Here is a 22644-nt window from a genome sequence, read left to right as displayed (position 1 = left end):
GCCGAGTACCACGGACAAGCACGAATCGATTTAATTTAAGAAAACCTAACTTTATCATTATTCACCATACTGCGCAAGACTCTATACAACAAACCATTAAAACATTTACAAAAACAGCAACACAGGTTAGCGCACATTATGTTGTAGGTGAAGATGGAAAAGTAATTCAAATGCTTAATGATTATTTAAGAGCATGGCATGCAGGAAATGGTTCATGGGGTAAAAATACCGATATAAATTCAAGCTCTATAGGTATTGAACTAGACAATAATGGATCTGAAGTTTTTACAGAACCGCAAATCAATAGTTTACTAGCTTTATTGACTAAATTAAAAAAAGATCATAATATCCCTGCTCAAAACATCATTGGGCATGCAGATATTGCTCCTACTCGAAAAAAAGATCCTAGCATTTTTTTTCCTTGGAAAATTTTAGCCGAAAAGGGCTTTGGAGTTTGGCCTGACGAATTTTTAGTTACCGCACCAGCTGATTTTAACCCTGAACTAGGATTGCGAATAATTGGGTATGATACCAAAAATTTAACAGCAGCCGTTACCGCTTTTAAACTTCATTTTATGCAAAATGAGGTCAACGGAATTATAGATGAGCTGACTAAAAACACAATTTACTCTATTTACAAGAAGCAATAAGATACAAAGTATTGGATTATTATTGCATTCAATAAAAAAACTGCCAAAACCTTGACGATATTGGCAGAAAAAAAAAAAAAAAAATTAAAAGGAATACGTAGTAGCAAGTAATGCAAATGCCGTAAATCCCTTTGGTGCTGCATCACTATTTGTAAAAATATCTTCGGAAGCTTTATCAAAACGAATTTCTGGAATTACCGTTAAATTACCCGATTTAAAATTTAACGACAATGTATTTCCTAAAACACTAGTGCCAGCAAGTGAACCTAATCCAGCAGTGGCATCCTTAGCATCAAGATATTCAACTCTATAAGCTAAAGTCAAATTTTCTTTGAGGACAATAGATGCATAACCCAAAAGAGAAAACCACTTTCCATCTAGATTAGAATCCATATCATGATTTGTAAGCGCATAAGTACCATTAAAACCTAAAGAAAAAGTGTCACTTAATTTTTTAGTGCCTACAATATCAAACTGCGTTTTATTTTCATCAGTAGACGGATTACTACTTCCCGAAGTAGCATTCAAATACAAACTTCCCGTATCTCCTAAATAGCCAAACTGTCCAATAAATGTTTTTTGAGAAGAACCTGCCTCCAAAGCAGTCTTAAAATCAGTTGGATTTGTAACACCCGCCATGAAACTTATTTTTCCCGAAGTATATTGAGCTTTAATACCAGTGTTGAAAAAAGGACCATAGGTAAAAGCATACGACATACTGTAATTTTTATTATCTACAGCATCTAACAGCTCATATCCTATGTGAGTACCAAAACTACCTGCTGTTACTTTGAACTTATCTGTGAATTCATAGGTAAAATTTAATTGTTTAATCATAAATGTAGTTGCCTCATCATTGTATGTAAACTGTGAAGCTCTATTACCAAAACCTAAATCTACAAAAACAGAAGCTTTTCCCATCTTATGACTCGCTTCAATAGAAGCCATTCCAAGTTCAAAAGAGTTGTGAGAATTTGTAAAACTAGTAAGGCTATTATCAACGCCAGAAAAGTCATATTTATAATATGCATCTGCAGATCCAGCAAAAGTTGTTGCAGGTACAGCTGTTGATTCTTGAGCAAAGGCATTACTCATGGTAACTAATAAGGCAATTGTAGCAATTTGTTTTTTCATGTTTAGTTGTTTTTCGTTAGTATTTTAAAAAAATTAGATTAAAAAAAAGGTAATTCACACCTCATATTAAAGCTTTATATGGCAAAGGATATATTTTATAAAAACACCTGCATAATCCACTTTATGAGGACGAATTTAATATCTTTTATATTACAAAAAAGAGAATTACTAACATTTATACTCTGAAAATGAAAGAATTATGAATATGAAAATAACAGCTTGATTAACTAATTTTTTAGCATTTAAAATTGAATATTATTTTTATTTAATAATTTTAATTTTTATAATACCCCCTATTTATTTTGGCTTATTTTAAAAATAAACACTCATATTTTATATTTTTTACTATTTAAAAAAAAACAAAACAAAAAGAACCCTATAAAATATAGGGTATGTCGGTTTAAAATATTTTTATCCAAAAATAAAAAACAATAAATTCAAAGTATTTACATTTGGCTTTACAAACACGTATTTATTTTAAGAAAATTTTAAAATAATTACAATCTTGTTTTCGTAATTTTAATTTATGAGAAAATCAGTAGATTATTTTTTTTCTATTCTAATGTGGATTATTTCCGTAAATGTATTCTTAGGCAACTCTTCTGAATTTTACAAAAGAGAAAAACAAAAAAGCCCTATTGAAAACATTGAAAAGAATCAGGAAGAATCTGTGATTGAAGATTACTTTTTGAGGTTTTGTCATACAACAAAAGAGTTTTTTGTTGTACTATTTTTTGAAATTGTCAGCACCAAAAATTCTATTGTACAAAACACTTTTCATTTTCAGGAAAAAAATGTTGATATTCTTTCTCCTCCTCCTGAAATAAATAAAATATTAAAAAAATAAAGCAATTCTAACCAATTTAAATAAAAATAAAAAAATGAAAAATATTATAGTCCTTGGTATCTTTTTATTAAGCGTTACTATTCACGCTCAAACTCATGAACTCATAAAACATGACGGTCAAAAAATTGATGTTAATTTTATTAAAGTGGCTAATGATCAAGTTTTTTACAATAGTCAAGAAAATAAAGAGGAAAAAATTATCAGTCAATTTGCAGTTGCTCAATTGATAGAAAAATCAAATTCTGATTCCAAAACGGTTTCAAACAAAATTATCATTTCAAGTAAAAAAGATTATGATAAAGTTATTATTTTAGAACCTTATCAAACACAAGGCCTAAAAGAAGTAGGTATAACGAGTAGTTTTCTTGGTAAAACCAAGGGAGAAACTGACAAAGAATTTCAAGATCAAGTAGAAAGAAGATTAAAACAGCTTGCAGCAGAAAAAGGATACCCGTTCATTGTTATTGTTTCTAAGGAAACAAAAAACTTGAAAGCAAAAATGTATTCTTATTAGCTTTTAGTCCCATTTAAAACAAAACACAATCAAGGCTATATTGTCCATTCAATTTAGATTCTTGATTGTGTTTTTTGTTTCACTTAACATGGATTAACCAATAATAATAGATTTACTATTCATAAATTCAGAAAGTGTAATTATTATAAATTCAATTACATAGTAATATTTTTTATACTCCAAAAAAACACTCTTGGATCAGACTTGAATAATGATTTTATAAACATTGCCCAACTATTATTTTTTCATCATTAATAACTTTCAAGCTATCTGATATCTAAATTGATGCTGCTAAACCATAATCTTTCTACTTAATTTTAATAAGTATCCAACTTGTTATCTATTTTAATAGCTCAAGATAAAGTTCTAAAAATTAATCTTAAAAATTAACTTTTCACTCCAGTAGCCGCAACAACGGTTCCTTTTATTGTTAAAACTTTTACAGTCGTTTCAGCATTTGTAGTTACCGATACTGTTTTTGTAAATCCACCTGGATTAGCCGCATTATAGGTAGCTGTAACGGTTCCTGATTTTCCTGGAGCAATTGGCGTTTTGGTATAATCTGTTGCCGTACATCCGCAAGAACCTTGCACATTGGTAATGATTGCAGCTGTTTTTCCAGTGTTTTTGAATTCAAAAACAATTGGTTTTGGAGTGTTTTGAGGAATGGAACCCACATCTATGCTTTCGCTTTTCCATACAATTGAAGAAGCTGCAATAGCTACTTTTGAAACTATTGCTTTTACAGGTTCGATGGCCGAAAATGACATTAATCCTAGAGTTAATGCCAACATTGAAATTTTAATCATTTTCATAATAAATTAGTTTTATTGGTTACTGTTTTTTTAACAATCCAAAAGTAGATTAGAAAAACAGATACTCATGTTAAGCGGTATTCAATCTTTGTTAACGACTTGTTAATGGAAAAAAGTCAGGCAAATTTTGATTAATATTACATAATGAAACTGACCAAACTCAATAGCAGCATCTTAATCGGGTTAATCGCCATTATAGGAATCCTTGTAGCACAATTGCTTTGGACGAAAGAAGCCTTCAGTGTTGAGGAAAAAAAATTCAGCCAAAGAGCACATGTTGCCTTACTGGAAGTTGCCAAAAAATTGTATCAAGGAACCAATCAAGAACTTCCAGGTAAAAATCCAGTGCGGAAAATCTCCAATGATTATTATATTGTGAATATTGATAATGATTTTGAACCCGAAATTTTAGAGTTCTATCTCATGTCCGAGTTCAAGAAAATGAACATCACCACCGATTTTGAATATGCCATGTACAATTGCCAAAGCGACGAAATGGTCTATGGCAACTACATTTCGCTATCCGAAAAGAAACAGACCAAACATTCTGTAGGTTTCCCCAAACATAAAAATTTAGTCTATTATTTTGCCATTCGGTTTCCAAATGAAACGAGTTATTTGTTCAGTTCCTTACGGTTCTGGTTTGTGCTTTCGATTGCTTTAATTGTCATTTTACTGGTTTATGTCTATTCTATTTTTACGCTTTTGCAACAAAAGAAATACTCTGACTTGCAACGTGATTTTATCAATAATATGACACACGAATTTAAAACACCACTTTCTTCTATATTAATTGCATCCAATTACTTGAGCAAACAAAATCCAATTCTGCAAGATGAAAAACTGGAAAAATACACGCACATTATTATTGACCAAAGCAACAAGCTGAATCAGCATATCGAGAAAATTCTGAGCGTTGCAAAATCGGATAATGCTCCTTTGGTATTGGATAAAAAAACACTGAATGTATTGCCAATTCTAGAAGCTGTAATTGAAAACAATACCCTAAAACATCCCGAATCCCAAATCGAAATTAAAACCGATTTAGCAACCGTAACCAGTGAAGCGGACGAATTTCACTTTACCAATTTGGTGTACAACTTGCTCGATAATGCGATAAAATACAGCGAAAACAAACCCGAAATTTATATCACTATTGCAAAAGTTGGAAAGTATCTACAATTCGATTTTACAGATAACGGAATTGGAATTGATTCCAAAAACATTCCTTTTGTGTTTGACAAATTTTATAGAATTCCGAATCAAAAAAGCAATGAAGTCACCGGTTTTGGATTGGGTTTGTACTATGCCAAGAAAGTATGCGACCTCCACCACTGGAAAATAACCGTAAAATGCAATCCCAAAAAAGGCTGTACTTTTTCACTATTAATTCCTAAAAACTAAATGAGTACTGTTCGAATATTGTATACCGAAGACGATGCCACCTTAGCATTCCTGACCAAAGACAACTTGGAGCAAAACCACTATGAAGTGACGCATTGCGAAGACGGAAAATCAGGTTTTGAGGCCTTCAAAAAAGGAAGTTTTGACATTTGCATTCTAGATATTATGATGCCAAAAATGGATGGATTTGAACTGGCCACCGAAATCAGGAAACTCGATGTCGATGTTCCCATTATTTTCCTGTCGGCCAAAACCTTAAAAGAAGACCGCATTAAAGGGCTTCGATTGGGTGCCGATGATTATCTCGTGAAGCCTTTTAGTATAGAAGAATTACTCCTTAAAATTGAAATATTCCTAAGACGTTCTCGCAAAAACAATTTGGTTGAAAAATCGATCTATGAAATTGGAAAATACCAATTTGACACCAAAAATTTCATCCTTTTTAATGAAACCGAAAAAATACCACTCACCCAGCGCGAAGCCGATCTCTTGAAATTATTCCTCGACAATAAAAATGTGGTTTTAAAACGGGAACAAATCCTAACCTCTCTTTGGGGTGACGATGATTATTTCATGGGACGCAGTCTCGATGTTTTTATTTCCCGCCTGCGCAAAATTTTGGCAAACGAAAAAGGAATTGCCATTGAGAATTTACACGGGATTGGGTTTCGGTTTAAAGCGGAGTAACAGCTATAAAAAAAGAAGAATTTCAACAGTTCCTTTTCCTCAAAACTATAGCCAACGGTTTCAACCGATGGAGGCGATATAATTCATCCAGAGTTAAAAAACAACTACATTAATACGTTGCACACGTTTGAAAACGTGGGCTATAGTAAAAATACTGGTAAAGCTTTTCCTTTTCTAAAAACAACAATTGTTTCAAGTATATTTTGGAAAAACAGTTATTTCTTTGGAAAAACAAATAATCGCTACGGTAAAATCTATATAACTGATAATTTCTAATGCAAAACTGAAAGTCAATAAATCAAAAAGAGGCCACAATTAATTGAAAGAGTAACTTTGAAAGTATAAGTCCAAAAAAAACCACCTAAATAATAATCAGGTGGTTTTTCAATTCTTAAAAAAAAACTACAAAGGAATATTCCCGTGTTTTCGTACTGGCGTAACACTTACCTTGTTTTCTAGCATGCTATATGATTTTATCAATTTGCGTCTGGTGTCTTGTGGAAGAATCACTTCGTCAATAAAACCTCGTTGTGCAGCTGTGTATGGATTTGCAAATAAATCAGCGTATTCTGCTTCTTTTTCTAACAGTTTAGCTTCTTGATTCTCAGCTTCATTGATTTCCTTTTTGAAAATAATTTCCGAAGCTCCTTTTGCTCCCATAACAGCAATTTCGGCAGTTGGCCAAGCAAAATTCATATCGGCTCCTATATGCTTAGAATTCATTACGTCATAGGCACCTCCATAAGCTTTTCTGGTAATAACTGTAACTTTTGGGACCGTAGCTTCACTTAATGCATATAGTAATTTTGCACCATGAACTATAATTCCGTTCCACTCTTGATCAGTTCCTGGTAAAAATCCAGGCACATCTACAAGTACTAAAAGCGGAATATTAAATGCATCACAAAAACGAGTAAAACGCGCTGCTTTTTTAGAACTATTCACATCCAGACATCCTGCAAGAACCATAGGTTGATTTGCAATAATACCTATACTGCGACCCGCTAACCTAGCAAATCCTACAATTATATTTTCGGCATAATTTTTATGAATCTCAAAAAAGGAATCTTCATCAATGATTTCACTTATAACCGAGTGCATATCATACGGTTTATTAGGATTATCAGGAAGTATTGAAGTCAATTTATCTCGATATTCGTCATTAAGTGTATAAGGCAAATCAGCTGCTTTTTCTTTGTTACACTGCGGCAAATAGCTTAATAATTGTTTCAAATCATCTAAACACGCCACATCATTTGTTGATGTAATATGAGCCACACCAGATTTAGTTGAATGTGAACTTGCACCACCCAATTCCTCTGAAGTTACCGTTTCATTTGTCACTGTTTTAACCACATTAGGCCCTGTAACAAACATGTAACTGGTATCTTCAACCATCATCGTAAAGTCGGTCATGGCAGGCGAGTATACCGCTCCTCCTGCGCAAGGACCCATAATGGCCGATATTTGAGGAATCACACCACTGGCTTGTACATTTCTATAAAAAATATCGGCATATCCGCCTAATGATCTCACTCCTTCTTGAATACGCGTACCTCCTGAATCATTTAGACCAATCATAGGCGCACCCATTTTAACAGCAATGTCCATTACTTTGCATATTTTTTCGGCATGAGTTTCAGACAATGAACCTCCAAAAACCGTAAAATCTTGAGCAAAAACATATACTAATCTTTCATTAATGGTTCCGTAGCCTGTAATAACTCCATCCCCATAATACTGTTCTTTTTCCATTCCGAAATCAGTGGTACGATGTGTCACTAACATTCCTATTTCTTCAAAAGAATTTTCATCCAGCAAATACTCTATTCGCTCTCTTGCCGTAAGCTTTTTGTTAGAATGTTGTTTTGCAATTCTATTTTTACCTCCACCCAAATGAGCTTCGGCAATTTTTTCGTTTAATATATTTATTTTGTCTTTCATGTTTTTCTTTTTTTAAACGCTAATTTTATTAAAGACCCCAGAATAATTGAGTTTCATTAAAAAAAAGGCTTGACTAAGCTATTTCTAAATAATGGATAAAAAATAGTTTAATTCAACAAGCGTATGATTTTCTGGTCTTCAAAATAGTGCTTTAGAGCTACCATAGCAGCAATTTCAGCTTCTTGTTCCATTTGTTGTTTCAAAACTTCAGCATTGTAATATTTCTTAACAAAATGAGTATCAAAATTCCCAGAACGAAAAGCCTCATGTTCAAAAACAAATTTTCCGAAAGCTAAGGTCGTTTGAACACCCTCAACATGATAGTTTTCAATAGCCTTGATCATAATTTGAATTGCTTCTTCACGAGTTTCACCAAAAGCAATTAATTTAGCCAACATTGGATCGTAATAAATAGGAATATCCATACCCTGTTCAAAACCATTATCCACACGAACACCTTCACCAACAGGCAATTGATACACCTCTAAATGACCAACACTAGGAAGAAAATCATTCATAGGGTCTTCGGCATAGACACGCAACTCTACGGCATGACCCTTTATTTTAAGATCTTCTTGTTTCATGGCTAATGCTTCGCCCCTTGCAACTCTTATTTGTAATTCTACAAGATCTGTTCCCGTTATAATCTCGGTCACAGGGTGTTCCACTTGCAAACGTGTGTTCATTTCGAGAAAATAAAAATTGTTATTTTCATCCAATAAAAATTCGACTGTTCCTGCACCTAGATAATCACAAGACTTTGCTACTAATACTGCAGCTTCACCCATTTTTTGTCGCAATTCAGGACTTAAAACTGAGGAAGGAGCCTCTTCAATTACTTTTTGATGGCGGCGTTGAATACTACATTCTCTTTCAAACAAATACAACACATTACCATGACTGTCAGCCATTACTTGAATTTCAATGTGCCTAGGAGAGCCCACGTATTTCTCAATAAATACAGATCCGTCACCAAAAGCGGCAATTGCTTCACTGATAGCGCGATCCATTTGAGATTCAAAATCAGCTTCGCTTTCTACCACACGCATTCCTTTTCCTCCGCCTCCAGCAGATGCTTTAATTAGAATTGGAAAACCAACCTCCTTTGCTATCAACTTTGCTTTTTCAACATCAGTAATAGCCTCATCAAAACCAGGTACCATAGGAATATTGTATTGCTTTACAGCCTCTTTGGCTGCTAGTTTACTTCCCATAATTTTAATGGCTCTAGACTTTGGACCAATAAAAATAATGTTGTTTTTTTCGCACTCTTCGGCAAAATCAGCATTTTCACTTAAAAATCCATATCCAGGATGAATAGCATCTACATTTAGGTTTTTGGCAACTTCAATAATTTTATTTCCAAGCAAATACGACTCGCTCGAAGGTGCTTCTCCTATACAAACCGCTTCGTCAGCAAATTTCACATGTGGCGCATTTCTATCAACTGTAGAAAAAACAGCCACTGTTTTAATCCCCATCTTTTGAGCGGTTTTCATCACTCGAATAGCAATTTCACCTCTATTGGCAACTAATATTTTTTTCATTTTATATCTTTTAAACCGCAGATTCGCAAATTTTACTCTCTTAAAATGTATTGCATTGAGTAATGCAACCTTGTAATTTCAATTTGCAAACTAGCCGTATTTTATTATTCAAATTCAATTAACAACTGACCTTTATCTACAGCATCACCTGTTTGTACAGAAATACTTTTAATAACACCTTCGCGTGGTGAAAGAAAGCTATTTTCCATTTTCATGGCACCCAGAATAATCAAGTTGTCATTTTCTTTCACTGTTTGCCCTACAACTACATTGATTTCTAAAATCAAACCAGGCATAGGCGCCTTGATAAAATTTACTTGTTTTGAAAGTCCTGTTTCAAAACCCATTTCTTTTATCAAACTATCCAGCGGGCTAGAAATTGCAACAGTATACCTGTTACTGTTTACCTTAACGGTATATTTTTTTTGATGAAAATCAGCAGATAGGATTTCTGCTTTAAAGGCTACATTTTCATGAAGAATATGAAAATTATTTTTTTCGATACTTACAGCATCAACTTTTGCAACGCGCTCGCTATCCAAATCAAAATGAAAAGTGTCGTTTACAGTAACTTTATAATCAATACTCATTTGCTTCTTATTTTAGTGTTGTAAAAATAAGTAAAAGAAAACGTTTTCGTAATCGAAAAATAAAAGTTTTATGCTAATTAGATATAGTTTATTGAAAAAAACTTAAAGTACTAACAACTTATATTCTCTTAATGTTTTAATAGGCTTTGAGTACCAAAACAGTTCAAAATCTTCCAGACTTAGTTCAAAATCTGCTTTTAATTCCTGAAAAGTATAATTTTTAACATTGAAAACGGATATTTTTTCCAAAGTTTTCACCAACCATTCACCGTCGTTTTTATTGGTAAGAATACTAAAAGGCTCTTTTTTATCATGAAAAGTAAGTGTAGTCATTTCCCATGAATTTCCTTTCTTAGTTTTAGTAAAATGATCCACCAACGGCTTTCCTCCTAGCCAAACAATTTTGGCAGTTGGTTTTATATTGAAAGTTTCTTCATCTTCTATAGCATTAACAATAAAGTCTGACTGAATTTTTGTTTTTGGAATCTTAAATTCAAACCAATCCTGAAGATCGTATTCAAAACAAATTCCGTGCATGTAATTATAAAGTGATTTTTTAAGTCCAAAACTAAACTTGTCGTGATTTATTCCAGTAGCATCGGTATAATCAATATCATTGTTAGCAAATGTCCCTATGCTTTCTGTGTTTTTTTTAACTCCAAATTGCTCCGGGTACAAGCCTACAGGACTGTGTGCTGTCATGGCAAACTGATGCCAAAATCCCGATTGCAAAATACCAACTTCAAATAATTGACGCACCATTTCAAGGCTATCAATAGTTTCCTGAATAGTTTGAGTGGGGTAACCATACATTAAATAGGCGTGTACCATGACACCAGCTTGGGTGAAATTTCGGGTTACTCGAGCCACTTGTTCAACCGTTACGCCTTTGTCTATTAATTTTAATAATCGATCTGAGGCTACTTCTAGACCACCAGATACCGCAATACAACCAGAGGCTTTGAGTAGCAAACATAAATCCTCAGTAAAACTCTTTTCAAATCGAATATTAGTCCACCAAGTGACCGCTAATTTTCGGCGCAAGATTTCCAAAGCTAAGGCTCGCATTAAAGCTGGCGGAGCTGCTTCATCAACGAAATGAAAACCTGTTTCCCCTGTTTGGGCTATCATTTCCTCCATTCGATCACATAATAGATTAGCAGCAACGGGTTCGTAAATTTTGATATAATCTAATGAAATATCACAAAACGTACATTTTCCCCAATAACATCCGTGCGCCATGGTAAGTTTATTCCAGCGACCATCACTCCACATACGGTGCATGGGATTCACAATTTCAATAACCGAAATGTATTTATCCAAAAGTAAATCTGAATAATCAGGTGTGCCTACTTGTGATTGCTTGTAATCAGGTTTTGTAGAATTGTTTTTATAAACTACTTTTCCGTTATCTAATAAAAAAGTTCGTTTGTAGGTATTGTAATTTGGGTTTTCAATGGAATGAATTAACTCGTCAATTGGCATTTCTCCATCATCCAAAGTAATAAAATCAAAGAATTCAAAAACACGCGCATCCGATAGTGAACGTAATTCCGTATTGGGAAAACCGCCGCCCATCGAAATTTTAATGTTGGGATAATTATTTTTCACCCATTGCGCAGATCGAAACGCTGCATATAAATTCCCTGGAAACGGAACCGAAATCAAGAATAAAGTAGGTTTTATAGTTTCGATTCGCTCTTTTAGAATCGAAAGTAATATTCCGTCAATATAAGTTGGCTCACTTTGTAAAGCTTCGTAAAGCTCGTCAAATGAACTCGCACTTCGACCCAACCGTTCCGCATAGCGACTGAAGCCAAAATTAGCATCAACACATTCCACGATAAAATCCGAAATATCTTCCAGATACAGGGTGGCTAAATGTTTGGCTTTATCCTGCGTTCCCATTGTTCCAAAAGCCCAATCGAGTTCCTCTAACTGTGTAAATCGTGACGCCTCTGGCAGAAAATCTTCTTGACAAATTTGAAGAGCTAATGTTGGATTTTTTCCTTGTAAAAAAGCAATAACAGGGTTAATTGTTTTAAGATATTCTTCTTGCAAAGCATAAATTCGCTTAGAATTATCTGAGATCTCTCCAGCTTTAAACTTTTGACTTCCTACCTGAAACAACCTTTGTAATCCATCTTTCGAAAATAATTTCAAAATCACTTCAATCCCTAAATCGGCCTGCACAGATTCAATACCTTTCGTATTCAAAAACCCTTTGATATAAGCTGTTGCTGGATAAGGTGTATTCAGTTGGGTAAAGGGTGGCGTGATGAGGAAGAGTTGGGTTTTCAAAAGAATTGTTTTGTGCAAAAATAAGGGATAATTATTGTTTTTTAAGCAATACTAAAAAACGATTTAAGAAACAAAAAAAGTAAAAGAAATCATAGAATGAACTAAGTCTAGTTAAAAGTAGTATTTTTAACAATAAAAAAATTAATATTTTTATATTTGCGTAGATAAAAATCCCCCAATGAAAATTAAAACTTTACTGCTGATTACAACATTACTTTATTGTCTACTTGTTTGCTCACAGGAAAAAAAACAAAATTCAAATCATCAAACGTTATTGGAGGATAGCCACGGTCATTTAATCCAAAATCTGGATGAGCAAAAAGCCTTTTTATCAAATCGTGAATTGAAGAGAAAAAAAGAAAACCAAAATATATACAAAACAGATTTAAAATCTAGAGCAGCGGCTTCACTGCAAGCAGTTGAAATGTGTACTAATGGTGGCTTTGAGCAAAACGAAACAGCAAATGGCAATAACTACATTAAGAATTTTAATTATGCCATAGGTGACCCTCCTGGACCAACTCAATGCAGGTCAATCAGCAATACCGCGATAACACCCATTAACAGCTACAACCCTAATGAAATGGAGATTATGGCCACTGGAGTTGCAGCAAATTTAGTTGATTCCTATCTAGGAGATATTAAAGCATTTGACCAATATGCCTTGAAAATTAATTATGAAAACTCATCTACTTACGGCTCAATTGTACAAGGCAAAAGATATAAGACAAACAATGAAAATTATCTAAAGTTTAATTACAAAGCAGTACTTCAGAGTGTTTATGACAATAGCCACACTGATAATCAAGCTTTTGTTAAGGCTCGTATAATAAATAAAAACGGAATTGTAGTAAATGAATTTTGTTTAGTTGGAGACGAAAAAAACTGCATTTTCACAAAAGCTCCAAGCCAAGTTTCTTCTTATGTCACTTTATACACTGCAAATTGGCAATCTGGATATTTAGACATTTCTGCCATACCTAATAACGAAGAATTTACTTTAGAATTTATGGCCTCTAGATGCGGACTTGGTGGACATTTTGGGTATATGTATGTTGACGATATTTGTCAATTAAGATCTCCCGAAAATTTGCAAGGTTCTGTAGAGTTAGAGCCTCAAAATAAGGTATGTTCGACATTACCAATAACGGTATGTGGCGATTACACACTTCCAAATTCTGGAGGAATCTCTTCAACCGTTAAAAAAATTACTTTAAATGTCTACAACAGTAATGCAGTATCTGTTTTTAACACATCTGCAACATCAAGTCTTGATACTTTTAATAAAAAATTTTGTTTCATTTTAAAAGCCACTGATTTTCCAAACACAATAAATGCGAATTATAATATAGGCGTACAAGTAGACTATGACATAACGGGATCAACTTGTTCAGGGACTACATTTAAATCTGCTGTAGATCCGGATGCAAATGCGGGTTGGGATATCTCTTTTTTAAACTGCACCACAAATTGTGACATAAATGTTCAGACGGCAAAACTTACCCAATGTGATACTAATAATGATGGTAGTGAAAATTTTGATTTATCACAACTTAACGCTTTAACTGTATCACCCACGGTTGGCTTGAGTTTTAGTTATTTCAAAAATTATACTGATGCTGAAACAAATTTGAATGCAATTACAAATTTCACAAGTTATAAAACGTCCAGCACTTCAATTTTTGTAAGAGTAAACAAAAATGCTAGTTGCTTTAAAATAATCTCCACTACCTTAGAAGTTAATAATCCTACCGCTAATATTACTGGTGTTTTAAATGTCTGCTCAGGGAGTACAATTTTAAAAGCTTCACCAGGATCTTCATATCTATGGAGTACAGGAGAGACATTACAAAATATAACAGTTACTTCAATTGGCACGTATTCAGTAAAGGTTACAGACAATTTTGGATGTACTAGTACTGCAAATGTAACTATAGAACCTAGTCAAATTGCACTCTTACCAACATTGCAAGTTACGCAACCATCATGCTTATCTTCAACAGGAAGCATAAAAGTTACATCAAATGCAACACAATATAGTTTTGATAATGGAATGACTTGGAGTACTAACGATACTAAAAGTAATATATACCCAGGTACATATTTAGTTAAAATTAAAACTTTGAATGGATGCGTATCATATGCTCAAACCGTCACTATTTCAGCAGCTCCTACTTTATACCCAAATTACACTTATAACAACCCTCGTTTTTGCGGAGATTTTGGGAGTATAACAATTACTACGCCGTCAACTTTTTACAGTTTTGATGATGGAATTACATGGGTAAATTATGCAACAGCTTCAAACCTTGGTCCAGGTAATTACAAAATCCGGATAAAAGACGGTCAAGGCTGTATATCTTTAGCAAACAATATTGTCTTAAGTAGTATATCACTAGAAACTCCTGCATTTACGTATACCAATCCTGCTTGCACGGAAAAAGGTAGCATAACAATCTCGACAGTTTCAGACTTCTATACCTTTGATGGAGGCGTAACATGGGTCACTAACAATCATTTAGATGGCCTAGCTCCGGGAAACTATTCAATTGGAATCAAAAACAACCTGGGTTGTACATCTAATTATAACTATATTTATTTAAATGATTATAAATCACTTTATCCAGAATATAATGTAGATCAACCTATTTGTGGTAGTAATGGAAACATTATTATATCAACTGTTGCTGATTTCTATAGTTTTGATGATGGTTTAACTTGGACTAAAAATAACATCTCAAATTTACCATTTGGAACCTACCTTATAAAAGTAAAGAATAGTGCTGGATGTGTGAGTGCTTCTCAATATGTTAATTTATACGAACCTTACTTACTGTCACCATTTATAAGTATAGAACAACCAGCATGTGGTACCAACGGAAAATTAACAGTACATACATTATCTGATTATTATAGTTTTGACAATGGTGTAACTTGGACTACCTTTAATAGTCAATCACTACCGCCAGGATACTACACTATACTTGTAAAAAATAATATTGGTTGTAAATCTTCAGGAATTGGTGCGTTCCTGAGTGATCCAAATTTAGGAAATCCAACCTATACCGTTGTTCAACCAACTTGTACGACTACTGGTAGTATCACGATAAATAGTGTTGCCGATTTTTATAGCTTCGATGGAGGCGCTACGTGGGCAACGACGAATTCTCTTTCAAATTTAACAAATTACGGATATTATAGCATTGTTACAAAAAATAATATTGGATGTAAATCAAACGTGATTAGTCCAATTATTTATGAGCCAAACCTTCCAGAACCTGACTATAGTTACACTAATCCAAGTTGCGGAAATATAGGAAGTATCGTATTTAATACCTCTGCCGATTACTACAGTATTGATTATGGCTCAAATTGGAGTACAAATAATATTTTTACGAATTTAAGTACTGGATATTATGGTTTAGTCGTCAAAAAAGCAAACTGCGTCTCAAAAATTATTTATGTTGAATTGAACGGAACAATGCTAGCAAAACCAAAATATACATTGACACAGCCTGTTTGCGGAACAAAAGGATCAATTACGATTACTACGGCAGGTGACTTTTATAGTATCGATGGCTATAATTGGGTTAAAAATCCAATCTTTACGAATCTAACATCACAAAACTATTATCCTGCAATAAAAAATGCACAAGGATGTATTTCGGATTACAATCCAGTATACATAGAACCCTTTAACCTTCCTAGCCCCACTTATTCATATACACAACCTACTTGCGGAAAGGGTGGCAGTATCACGTTTACAACAACTTCATCTGAGTATAGTATTGACGGAGGAACAACATGGAGTTCAAATCCACTTTTTGATAATCTTATTCCAAAATCATATTATCCTGTTATAAAAAATACTTTGGGATGCACTTCTAATCCATATAATACCGGGATTTATCTGAATGAATATTATCTACCCTACCCTGATTTCACTCTAATTCAGCCAACTTGTGGGGTGACCGGAAGCATTACAATCGCAACAGTTGCAGATTCTTATAGTTTTGACGGAGGAACAACATGGACAACTAAACCTAGCATATCTGGACTTACTTCTGGATCTTATAGTGTCGTCATTAAAAATGCTACTGGCTGCAAATCAAGGCAAATCTATCTAAATATTACCCCTTTTTATTTGTCGTATCCAAATGTAAAAATTATTCAACCTAGCTGCGGGAATGGCGGAAGTATAACGATTACCACTGCAGCAGATTCGTATAGTTTTGATGGCGGAAAAACCTGGAGCAATAATCCTATTTTACTTAACCCACCTCAATCATCTTATGAAATTATTATTAAAAACTCATTAGGATGTTTGTCAAAATCACAATATTATTATATTTCTAAATATTTGTCACCAACCCCTAATATAACTAGCTTACAACCAACATGTAATTCTCCACTAGGAACAATTATTGTTAATACAGTAGCTGACCAATTTAGTTTTGACAATGGTATAACTTGGAGCACAAATTCTATAAAAAAAGATGTTGCAAGTGGTTCCTATTATATCATTACAAAAAATACATCAGGTTGTGAATCAAGTGCTGCATATGCATATATAGGCACAGGCCCAAGTATTCCGTCAGCACCTCTTGTTCAAATTGTTCAGCCATCATCTTGCGGAGCGACTGATGGCAGTATTACGATAACAAATTCTGCCTTAAGTTATAGTTTTAATGACGGAAACAGCTGGACGACAAACCCCACAAAAATAAATGTAGGGGCTGGAACCTATTTTATTAAAATCAAAAACAATTCTTATAGTTGTGAATCAGCAACTTCAGTCGTAAATTTGAGTTCAGGTACAACAATTGCTGCTCCAACTTATTCGTTAACGCAACCAAATTGTATTAGTCGAAAAGGTTCCATCACAATTACAACAAATGCCGCAACGTATAGTTTTGATAATGGATTAACATACGTATTTGCTAATACAAAAACGGATCTTTCTCCCGGAACTTATAATATTAAAATCAAAAATTTAGCAGGTTGTATTTCTGACGCTACTTCAGTCAATATTTTACCAGTGACCCTTCTACCTGCACCTGCTTTTAGTGTCCTTCAACCTAATTGTATAACTACCAAAGGATCAATAACTATCGAGTCAATCGGCGATTTATACAGTTTTGACAATGGTTTAACATTTGGTGCATCAAATATAAAATCTAATTTATCACCAGGTACCTACAATATAATTATTACTAGCAATTCTGGTTGTATTTCGCTAAGTACACCAGTGACAATTAATCCAGTACCCATTATTCCTTCAGCTCCACAAGTTGTAGTTACAGACCCTTTGGATTGCACATCATCAAAAGGAACGGCTACGATCTCAACAATCGCAAATTTATATAGTTTTGATGATGGTACTTCTTGGCAAACTAGCAATACAACTAATTTACTACCTGGAAATCACTTAATTCGAGTAAAATACACAAATGGCTGCCCTTCAATCGCTTATAATGCAACCATTAATCCACCACCCAACGCACCATCAATTCCAACTGTAGCTATTTCTCAACCAGAAAGCTGTAGTAATCCATTTGGTATAATTTCGATAACAAGTACGGCATACCAATATAGTTTTGATAATGGTGCAAGTTATACTTCAAATGCGATACTTGGAAATTTAGCGGTTGGCACGTATTACATTCGAGTAAAAAATAATACTGGTTGTGAATCTTCTTCATTATCTGTAAAAATAAATGCTCCAACAGATTATCCTAAAAATCCAATTTACACCATAATTCAACCTGATTGTAACAATGCTAAAGGAACAATCACAATTTTAGACAGTGCTGCAGATTACAGTTTTGACAATGGGTTTACTTGGATAAAAAATGCAACAAATTCAAGTCTAAATCCAAGTGTTTACTTTATCAAAGTGAAGAATTCGAATGGTTGTATCTCTGACGCAACTCCCGTAACAATTACTGCCTTTACTAGTTTTACCATTAAGCCTATAACAAGCACTCCTCAAACATTCTGCATACAACAAAACGGAAGATTAAATGATATTTCAATTATCGGTCAAAACATCAAATGGTATGATGCTTTGACTAATGGAATTCTTTTATCAAGTACAGCTCCATTACAAAACGGAACTACATACTATGCCTCACAAACTATAAATAATTGCGAAAGCGAAAGAATACCTATTTTAATAAACATCCAAAATACTCCAACTCCAGCAGCAAATACAAGTCAGACTTTTTGCTCCAGTCAAAACCCAACATTGGCAAACATTCAAATCGATGGTGCCTCAATAAAGTGGTACAATAGTATTTCGGGAGGAGTACTTTTACCACAAAACACCAACCTTGTTAATGGCCAAATATACTTTGCAAGTCAAACCATCAACAATTGCGAGAGCGAGCGCATGAAAATAGCAGTATCGATAGTCAATACACCAGCAGCTCCATCGGCAAGTACAATTCAAACCTATTGCCAAAAAGACAATCCAACATTAAATAATATTCTTATAACAGGTCAAAATATACAATGGTACGAAACAAATCTTTCTACAATTGTTTTACCGAACACAACAAAATTAATTTCTAATAAAATGTACTACGCAACACAAACCATTGGTTGTGAAAGTGACCGTGTAGCCATTTCAATTCGAATAAATGAAACTGCAAAACCTACAGCAAATACCACACAGCAGTTTTGCTTATATGAAAATGCACAAATTTCTAGTGTTACAATTTCTGGTTCTAACATAAAATGGTACAGCAACTTAAACGCTGATGATCTTCTCTCAGGAACTACTATTTTAGAAAATGATCAAACTTATTATGTCACGCAAACGATAAATGGTTGTGAAAGTGAACCATTGCGAATAACTGCAAAAATTCAAGATACACAACCTCCGGTTGCTCAATCAACTCAAAGTTTCTGCATTCAAAGAAATGTCAAAATTAACGATATTGATATAGTTGGAACAAACATAAAATGGTTTAAAGATTCTTCAATAATGAGCATGTTATCAGAGTCAACCCTACTTGAAAATGGAATGACATATTATGCTTCACAAACCATTAATAGCTGTGAAAGCTCAAGAGTACCAGTAAAAATAGTTATACTAGAAGCAATAAATGCTGACTGTATCAACCTCGTTGATGAACTGCCTTATCCTAAATTTTTCACTCCAAATAATGATGGATTTAATGATACTTGGACAATAGATTTTGTTTTTTTAAAACCTCATACAAGCATTCACATATTTGATCGATATGGAAAATTAATTACGATTTTAAATCAAAATCAGGTTTGGAATGGGACATACAATGGTCAAGTACTTCCTTCTTCAGATTATTGGTTTCAAGTTACACGACTAAATGGTACAATGTCTAGGGCTCATTTCACCCTAAAACGATAGAAAGATATTTAAAAGTATAAAACATTAAAACTGCTGTTTGTCTTTCTTAATGATTAAAAATTCCGGTAAAGAAATGGCTACAGAAGCGGTAAAGTAAAGCATACATAAGTTAAACTGGAGGTATTTAACAGACAAATTGCAATCATAGGTACAAATGCCACACCTAAAATACTTGCTAAATTAAAGGTTAATGAGGTAACAGTATACGCAATTAAGTCGAAAAAGTTCAGAAAGAAAGGTTCGTAAAGGTCCGCAAGTAAATTTATGCCAAAATTTATAACCAAAATTTCCAAGAAACACTGAACCTAGATGACGTGATAAAAAAACAATAGAAACAGTAGCTAACGATTGTAACTTTGCCCGTGTCGCATCCAAACTCAAAAAAACAACTGTAGAAACACCAAAATAGTTGCTCTTGAAAAAATATAAAAATCAAAAAACTCTATTGTAATTCCTATCAAACTCCCAAAAAGTAAATGTTTTACGTTATTTCATATTGTTTAATAAGTCATATCCTTTGTGAAAACGTTAATATCATTAGAAAAAGTGGAACTATTTTTCGAAAGTAACAAATAAAAAATTCCAATAATAAGTGGTATTTTAGCAACATATAAAATTAAATTATGCCAACCGACTGTATCAGCTATCAAAATTCCGGATATTTCTCTACTTTGATGAACGATTATTTAGATCAAAAAAACAATTTAGATGCTTTGTACAATAGATTTCCAAATCTTGAAAACTTTGAAGAGCAAATTCTTGAAAAGCAAAATAATTTCGACAATAGCAACAGATCCATTTTAGTTTCTACTTTACAAAGACAATATTTAAAAGTTGAAACTTCTGTTTTGACCAAACAAAATATTGAATCTTTAAATAATTCAAATACATTCACTATCACAACTGGGCATCAACTGAATTTATTCAGCGGACCCTTGTATTTTTTGTATAAAATCATTTCGACAATTAATTTAACAACAGAATTAAAGTCGAAATATCCTTCCTATAATTTTGTTCCCATTTACTGGATGGCCACTGAGGATCATGATTTTGAAGAAATCAATTATTTTAATTTTAAAGGCAAAAAATTCCGTTGGAACAAAGAAAGCACTGGACCTGTTGGCCGATTATCTACTGAAGGTTTGGCCGATTTCCTTGAAGTATATGCACTCGAATTAGGTTCCGGTATAAATGCCAATACACTTAAAAATTTATTTGAAGATTCCTATCTCAAACACGACAATCTTGCTGATGGCACTCGGTTTTTAGCCAATGCCCTATTTGGGAATTATGGCTTAGTAATTATGGATGCCGATAATGCTGACTTAAAGCGCAGCTTTATTCCTTACATCAAAGAAGAATTACTGCAGCAAACTTCTCATAAATTAGTGCTCGAAACTGCTGAAAAATTAAAAGAGTACACCATTCAGGTGAATCCTAGAGAAATAAATCTGTTTTATATTGAAGATAACATCCGGGAACGCATCATCTTTGAAAACGATAGATACAAAATAAACCACACTAAACTAGAGTTTTCTGAAACAGAAATTCTATCCCTTATAGAAAACCATCCAGAAAAATTCAGTCCAAATGTGATTATGAGACCCTTATATCAAGAAGTAATTTTACCAAATCTTTGCTATATAGGCGGAGGCGGAGAAATTGCCTATTGGTTAGAACTCAAATCTTTTTTTGCTGCTGCAAAAATTACTTTTCCAATGCTTTTGCTAAGGAATTCTGTTTTATTAGCAACTGAAAAACAAGCTAAAAAAGCAGATCAATTAAACTTGAGTTGGTCCGACTTGTTTTCAAAACAAAAAGACTTAAGAAACGATAAAACCAAAGAATTATCAGAGATTCAAATTGATTTAAAAGATTTAAAAGACCAATTAAAACAACAATTTGATTCACTTCATCAACGTGCCACAAAAACCGATCAATCTTTTATGGGAGCCCTAAAAGCTCAGGAGGCCAAACAAATAAAAGGATTAGAAAACCTAGAAAAACGTTTACTAAAAGCTCAAAAAAGAACTTTGAGTGATGTTTTACAGCGCATTACTGATTTACAAAACGAACTTTTCCCAAATCAAAGTTTACAGGAACGTCAAAACAATTTTTCAGAATTTTACCTTGAATATGGTGAAAATTTAATTCCGCAATTGATTCAAATGCTAAAACCATTGGACATTACATTTGATGTAGTAGTACTTTAATACATTAATTACAATTTGGATGTAAAAAATCTAAAAATATTCAATAAAAAAATACTAGTTTTGCACAAAATTTAAAAATACAAACAAATGGCTACAAATAGAACTTTTACAATGATCAAGCCTGATGCTGTTGCTAATGGACACATCGGAAACATCCTTGCTATGATTACTAATGCAGGTTTCAAAATCGTTTCTTTAAAATTAACACAACTTACTGTTGCTGATGCTCAAGCATTTTATGCTGTTCACGCTGCAAGACCTTTTTACGGTGAATTAGTTGAATTCATGTCAAGAGGACCAATCGTTGCTGCTATCTTAGAAAAAGACAATGCAGTTGAAGATTTCAGAACTTTAATTGGTGCTACAAACCCAGCTGAAGCTGCTGAAGGAACTATCCGTAAAGCATACGCAACTTCTATTGGAGAAAATGCAGTTCACGGTTCTGATAGCGATGAAAATGCAGCTATTGAAGGTGCTTTCCATTTTGCTGGAAGAGAGCAATTCTAGTATTCAGTTTTCAGTCACAGTTAACAGTGACATATAAAAACAGAAAATAAAAAAAAAAAAAAAAAAAAAAAAAAAAAAAAAAAAAAAAAAAAAAAAAA

The 22644-nt window shown here is 33.4% G+C and carries 14 protein-coding genes; 8 read left to right on the top strand and 6 right to left on the bottom strand.

Going from position 1 to position 22644, the window contains the following annotated elements:
- The coding region (locus AC061E_RS10495) for an N-acetylmuramoyl-L-alanine amidase (protein WP_478286205.1) at window positions 1-650 on the top strand (650 nt) is incomplete at its 5' end.
- An 84-nt stretch (window positions 651-734) separates the two neighbouring features.
- Here the strand turns inward: AC061E_RS10495 and AC061E_RS10490 are convergent.
- Window positions 735-1784 (bottom strand): outer membrane beta-barrel protein, encoded by a 1050-nt coding sequence (locus AC061E_RS10490; protein ID WP_478286204.1) that lies wholly within the window; start codon window positions 1782-1784, stop codon window positions 735-737.
- Between the two features lie 526 nt (window positions 1785-2310).
- Here AC061E_RS10490 and AC061E_RS10485 point away from each other — a divergent pair.
- Together AC061E_RS10485 and AC061E_RS10480 are read left to right on the top strand one after the other, a co-directional pair.
- Window positions 2311-2631: a hypothetical protein gene (locus tag AC061E_RS10485; protein WP_478286203.1), complete on the top strand. Its 321-nt coding sequence runs from the start codon at window positions 2311-2313 to the stop codon at window positions 2629-2631.
- A gap of 34 nt (window positions 2632-2665) precedes the next feature.
- Entirely contained in the window at window positions 2666-3145 is a 480-nt protein-coding gene (locus AC061E_RS10480; protein ID WP_478286202.1) for a hypothetical protein, read from the top strand.
- Window positions 3146-3531: 386 nt separating this feature from the next.
- On the opposite strand, the gene AC061E_RS10475 is transcribed toward AC061E_RS10480, so the two are convergent.
- Window positions 3532-3960 (bottom strand): DUF1573 domain-containing protein, encoded by a 429-nt coding sequence (locus AC061E_RS10475; RefSeq protein WP_478286201.1) that lies wholly within the window; start codon window positions 3958-3960, stop codon window positions 3532-3534.
- 144 nt (window positions 3961-4104) lie between these two features.
- Between AC061E_RS10475 and AC061E_RS10470 the strand changes: the two genes are divergently transcribed.
- Both AC061E_RS10470 and AC061E_RS10465 read left to right on the top strand, forming a co-directional pair.
- A complete protein-coding gene (locus AC061E_RS10470; RefSeq protein ID WP_478286200.1) occupies window positions 4105-5364 on the top strand; it encodes a sensor histidine kinase in 1260 nt (419 codons plus the stop codon).
- Window positions 5365-6051 carry a response regulator transcription factor gene (locus AC061E_RS10465; protein ID WP_478286199.1) on the top strand — a complete coding sequence of 229 codons (687 nt, stop codon included), beginning with the start codon at window positions 5365-5367 and terminating at the stop codon, window positions 6049-6051.
- 402 nt (window positions 6052-6453) lie between these two features.
- On the opposite strand, the gene AC061E_RS10460 is transcribed toward AC061E_RS10465, so the two are convergent.
- From AC061E_RS10460 to AC061E_RS10445, 4 genes are all read right to left on the bottom strand, one after another.
- Window positions 6454-7995, bottom strand: a complete 1542-nt coding sequence (locus tag AC061E_RS10460; RefSeq protein WP_478286198.1) for an acyl-CoA carboxylase subunit beta — start codon at window positions 7993-7995, stop codon at window positions 6454-6456.
- Window positions 7996-8102: 107 nt separating this feature from the next.
- On the bottom strand, window positions 8103-9542 hold the full coding sequence (accC, locus tag AC061E_RS10455; RefSeq protein WP_478286197.1) for an acetyl-CoA carboxylase biotin carboxylase subunit: 1440 nt from the start codon (window positions 9540-9542) through the stop codon (window positions 8103-8105).
- A 104-nt stretch (window positions 9543-9646) separates the two neighbouring features.
- Window positions 9647-10132: an acyl-CoA carboxylase biotin carboxyl carrier protein subunit gene (locus AC061E_RS10450; protein WP_478286196.1), complete on the bottom strand. Its 486-nt coding sequence runs from the start codon at window positions 10130-10132 to the stop codon at window positions 9647-9649.
- A 102-nt stretch (window positions 10133-10234) separates the two neighbouring features.
- Window positions 10235-12433, bottom strand: coding sequence for a B12-binding domain-containing radical SAM protein (locus tag AC061E_RS10445; protein WP_478286195.1), 2199 nt, complete (start codon window positions 12431-12433; stop codon window positions 10235-10237).
- 178 nt (window positions 12434-12611) lie between these two features.
- On the opposite strand from AC061E_RS10445, the gene AC061E_RS10440 reads away from it, so the two are divergent.
- From AC061E_RS10440 to AC061E_RS10430, 3 genes are all read left to right on the top strand, one after another.
- Window positions 12612-19826, top strand: a complete 7215-nt coding sequence (locus AC061E_RS10440) for a T9SS type B sorting domain-containing protein (protein WP_478286194.1) — start codon at window positions 12612-12614, stop codon at window positions 19824-19826.
- Window positions 19827-20449: 623 nt separating this feature from the next.
- Window positions 20450-22039 (top strand): bacillithiol biosynthesis cysteine-adding enzyme BshC, encoded by a 1590-nt coding sequence (gene bshC, locus AC061E_RS10435; RefSeq protein ID WP_478286193.1) that lies wholly within the window; start codon window positions 20450-20452, stop codon window positions 22037-22039.
- A gap of 87 nt (window positions 22040-22126) precedes the next feature.
- Complete coding sequence (locus AC061E_RS10430; RefSeq protein ID WP_072941331.1) at window positions 22127-22546, top strand: nucleoside-diphosphate kinase; 420 nt, start codon at window positions 22127-22129, stop codon at window positions 22544-22546.
- The last annotated feature ends 98 nt before the right edge of the window (window positions 22547-22644 follow it).

Source organism: Flavobacterium sp. GNP011 (assembly GCF_056428925.1).
The sequence above is the reverse complement of the archived record's forward strand: the minus strand, read 5'-3'. Positions and strand labels throughout refer to the sequence as shown.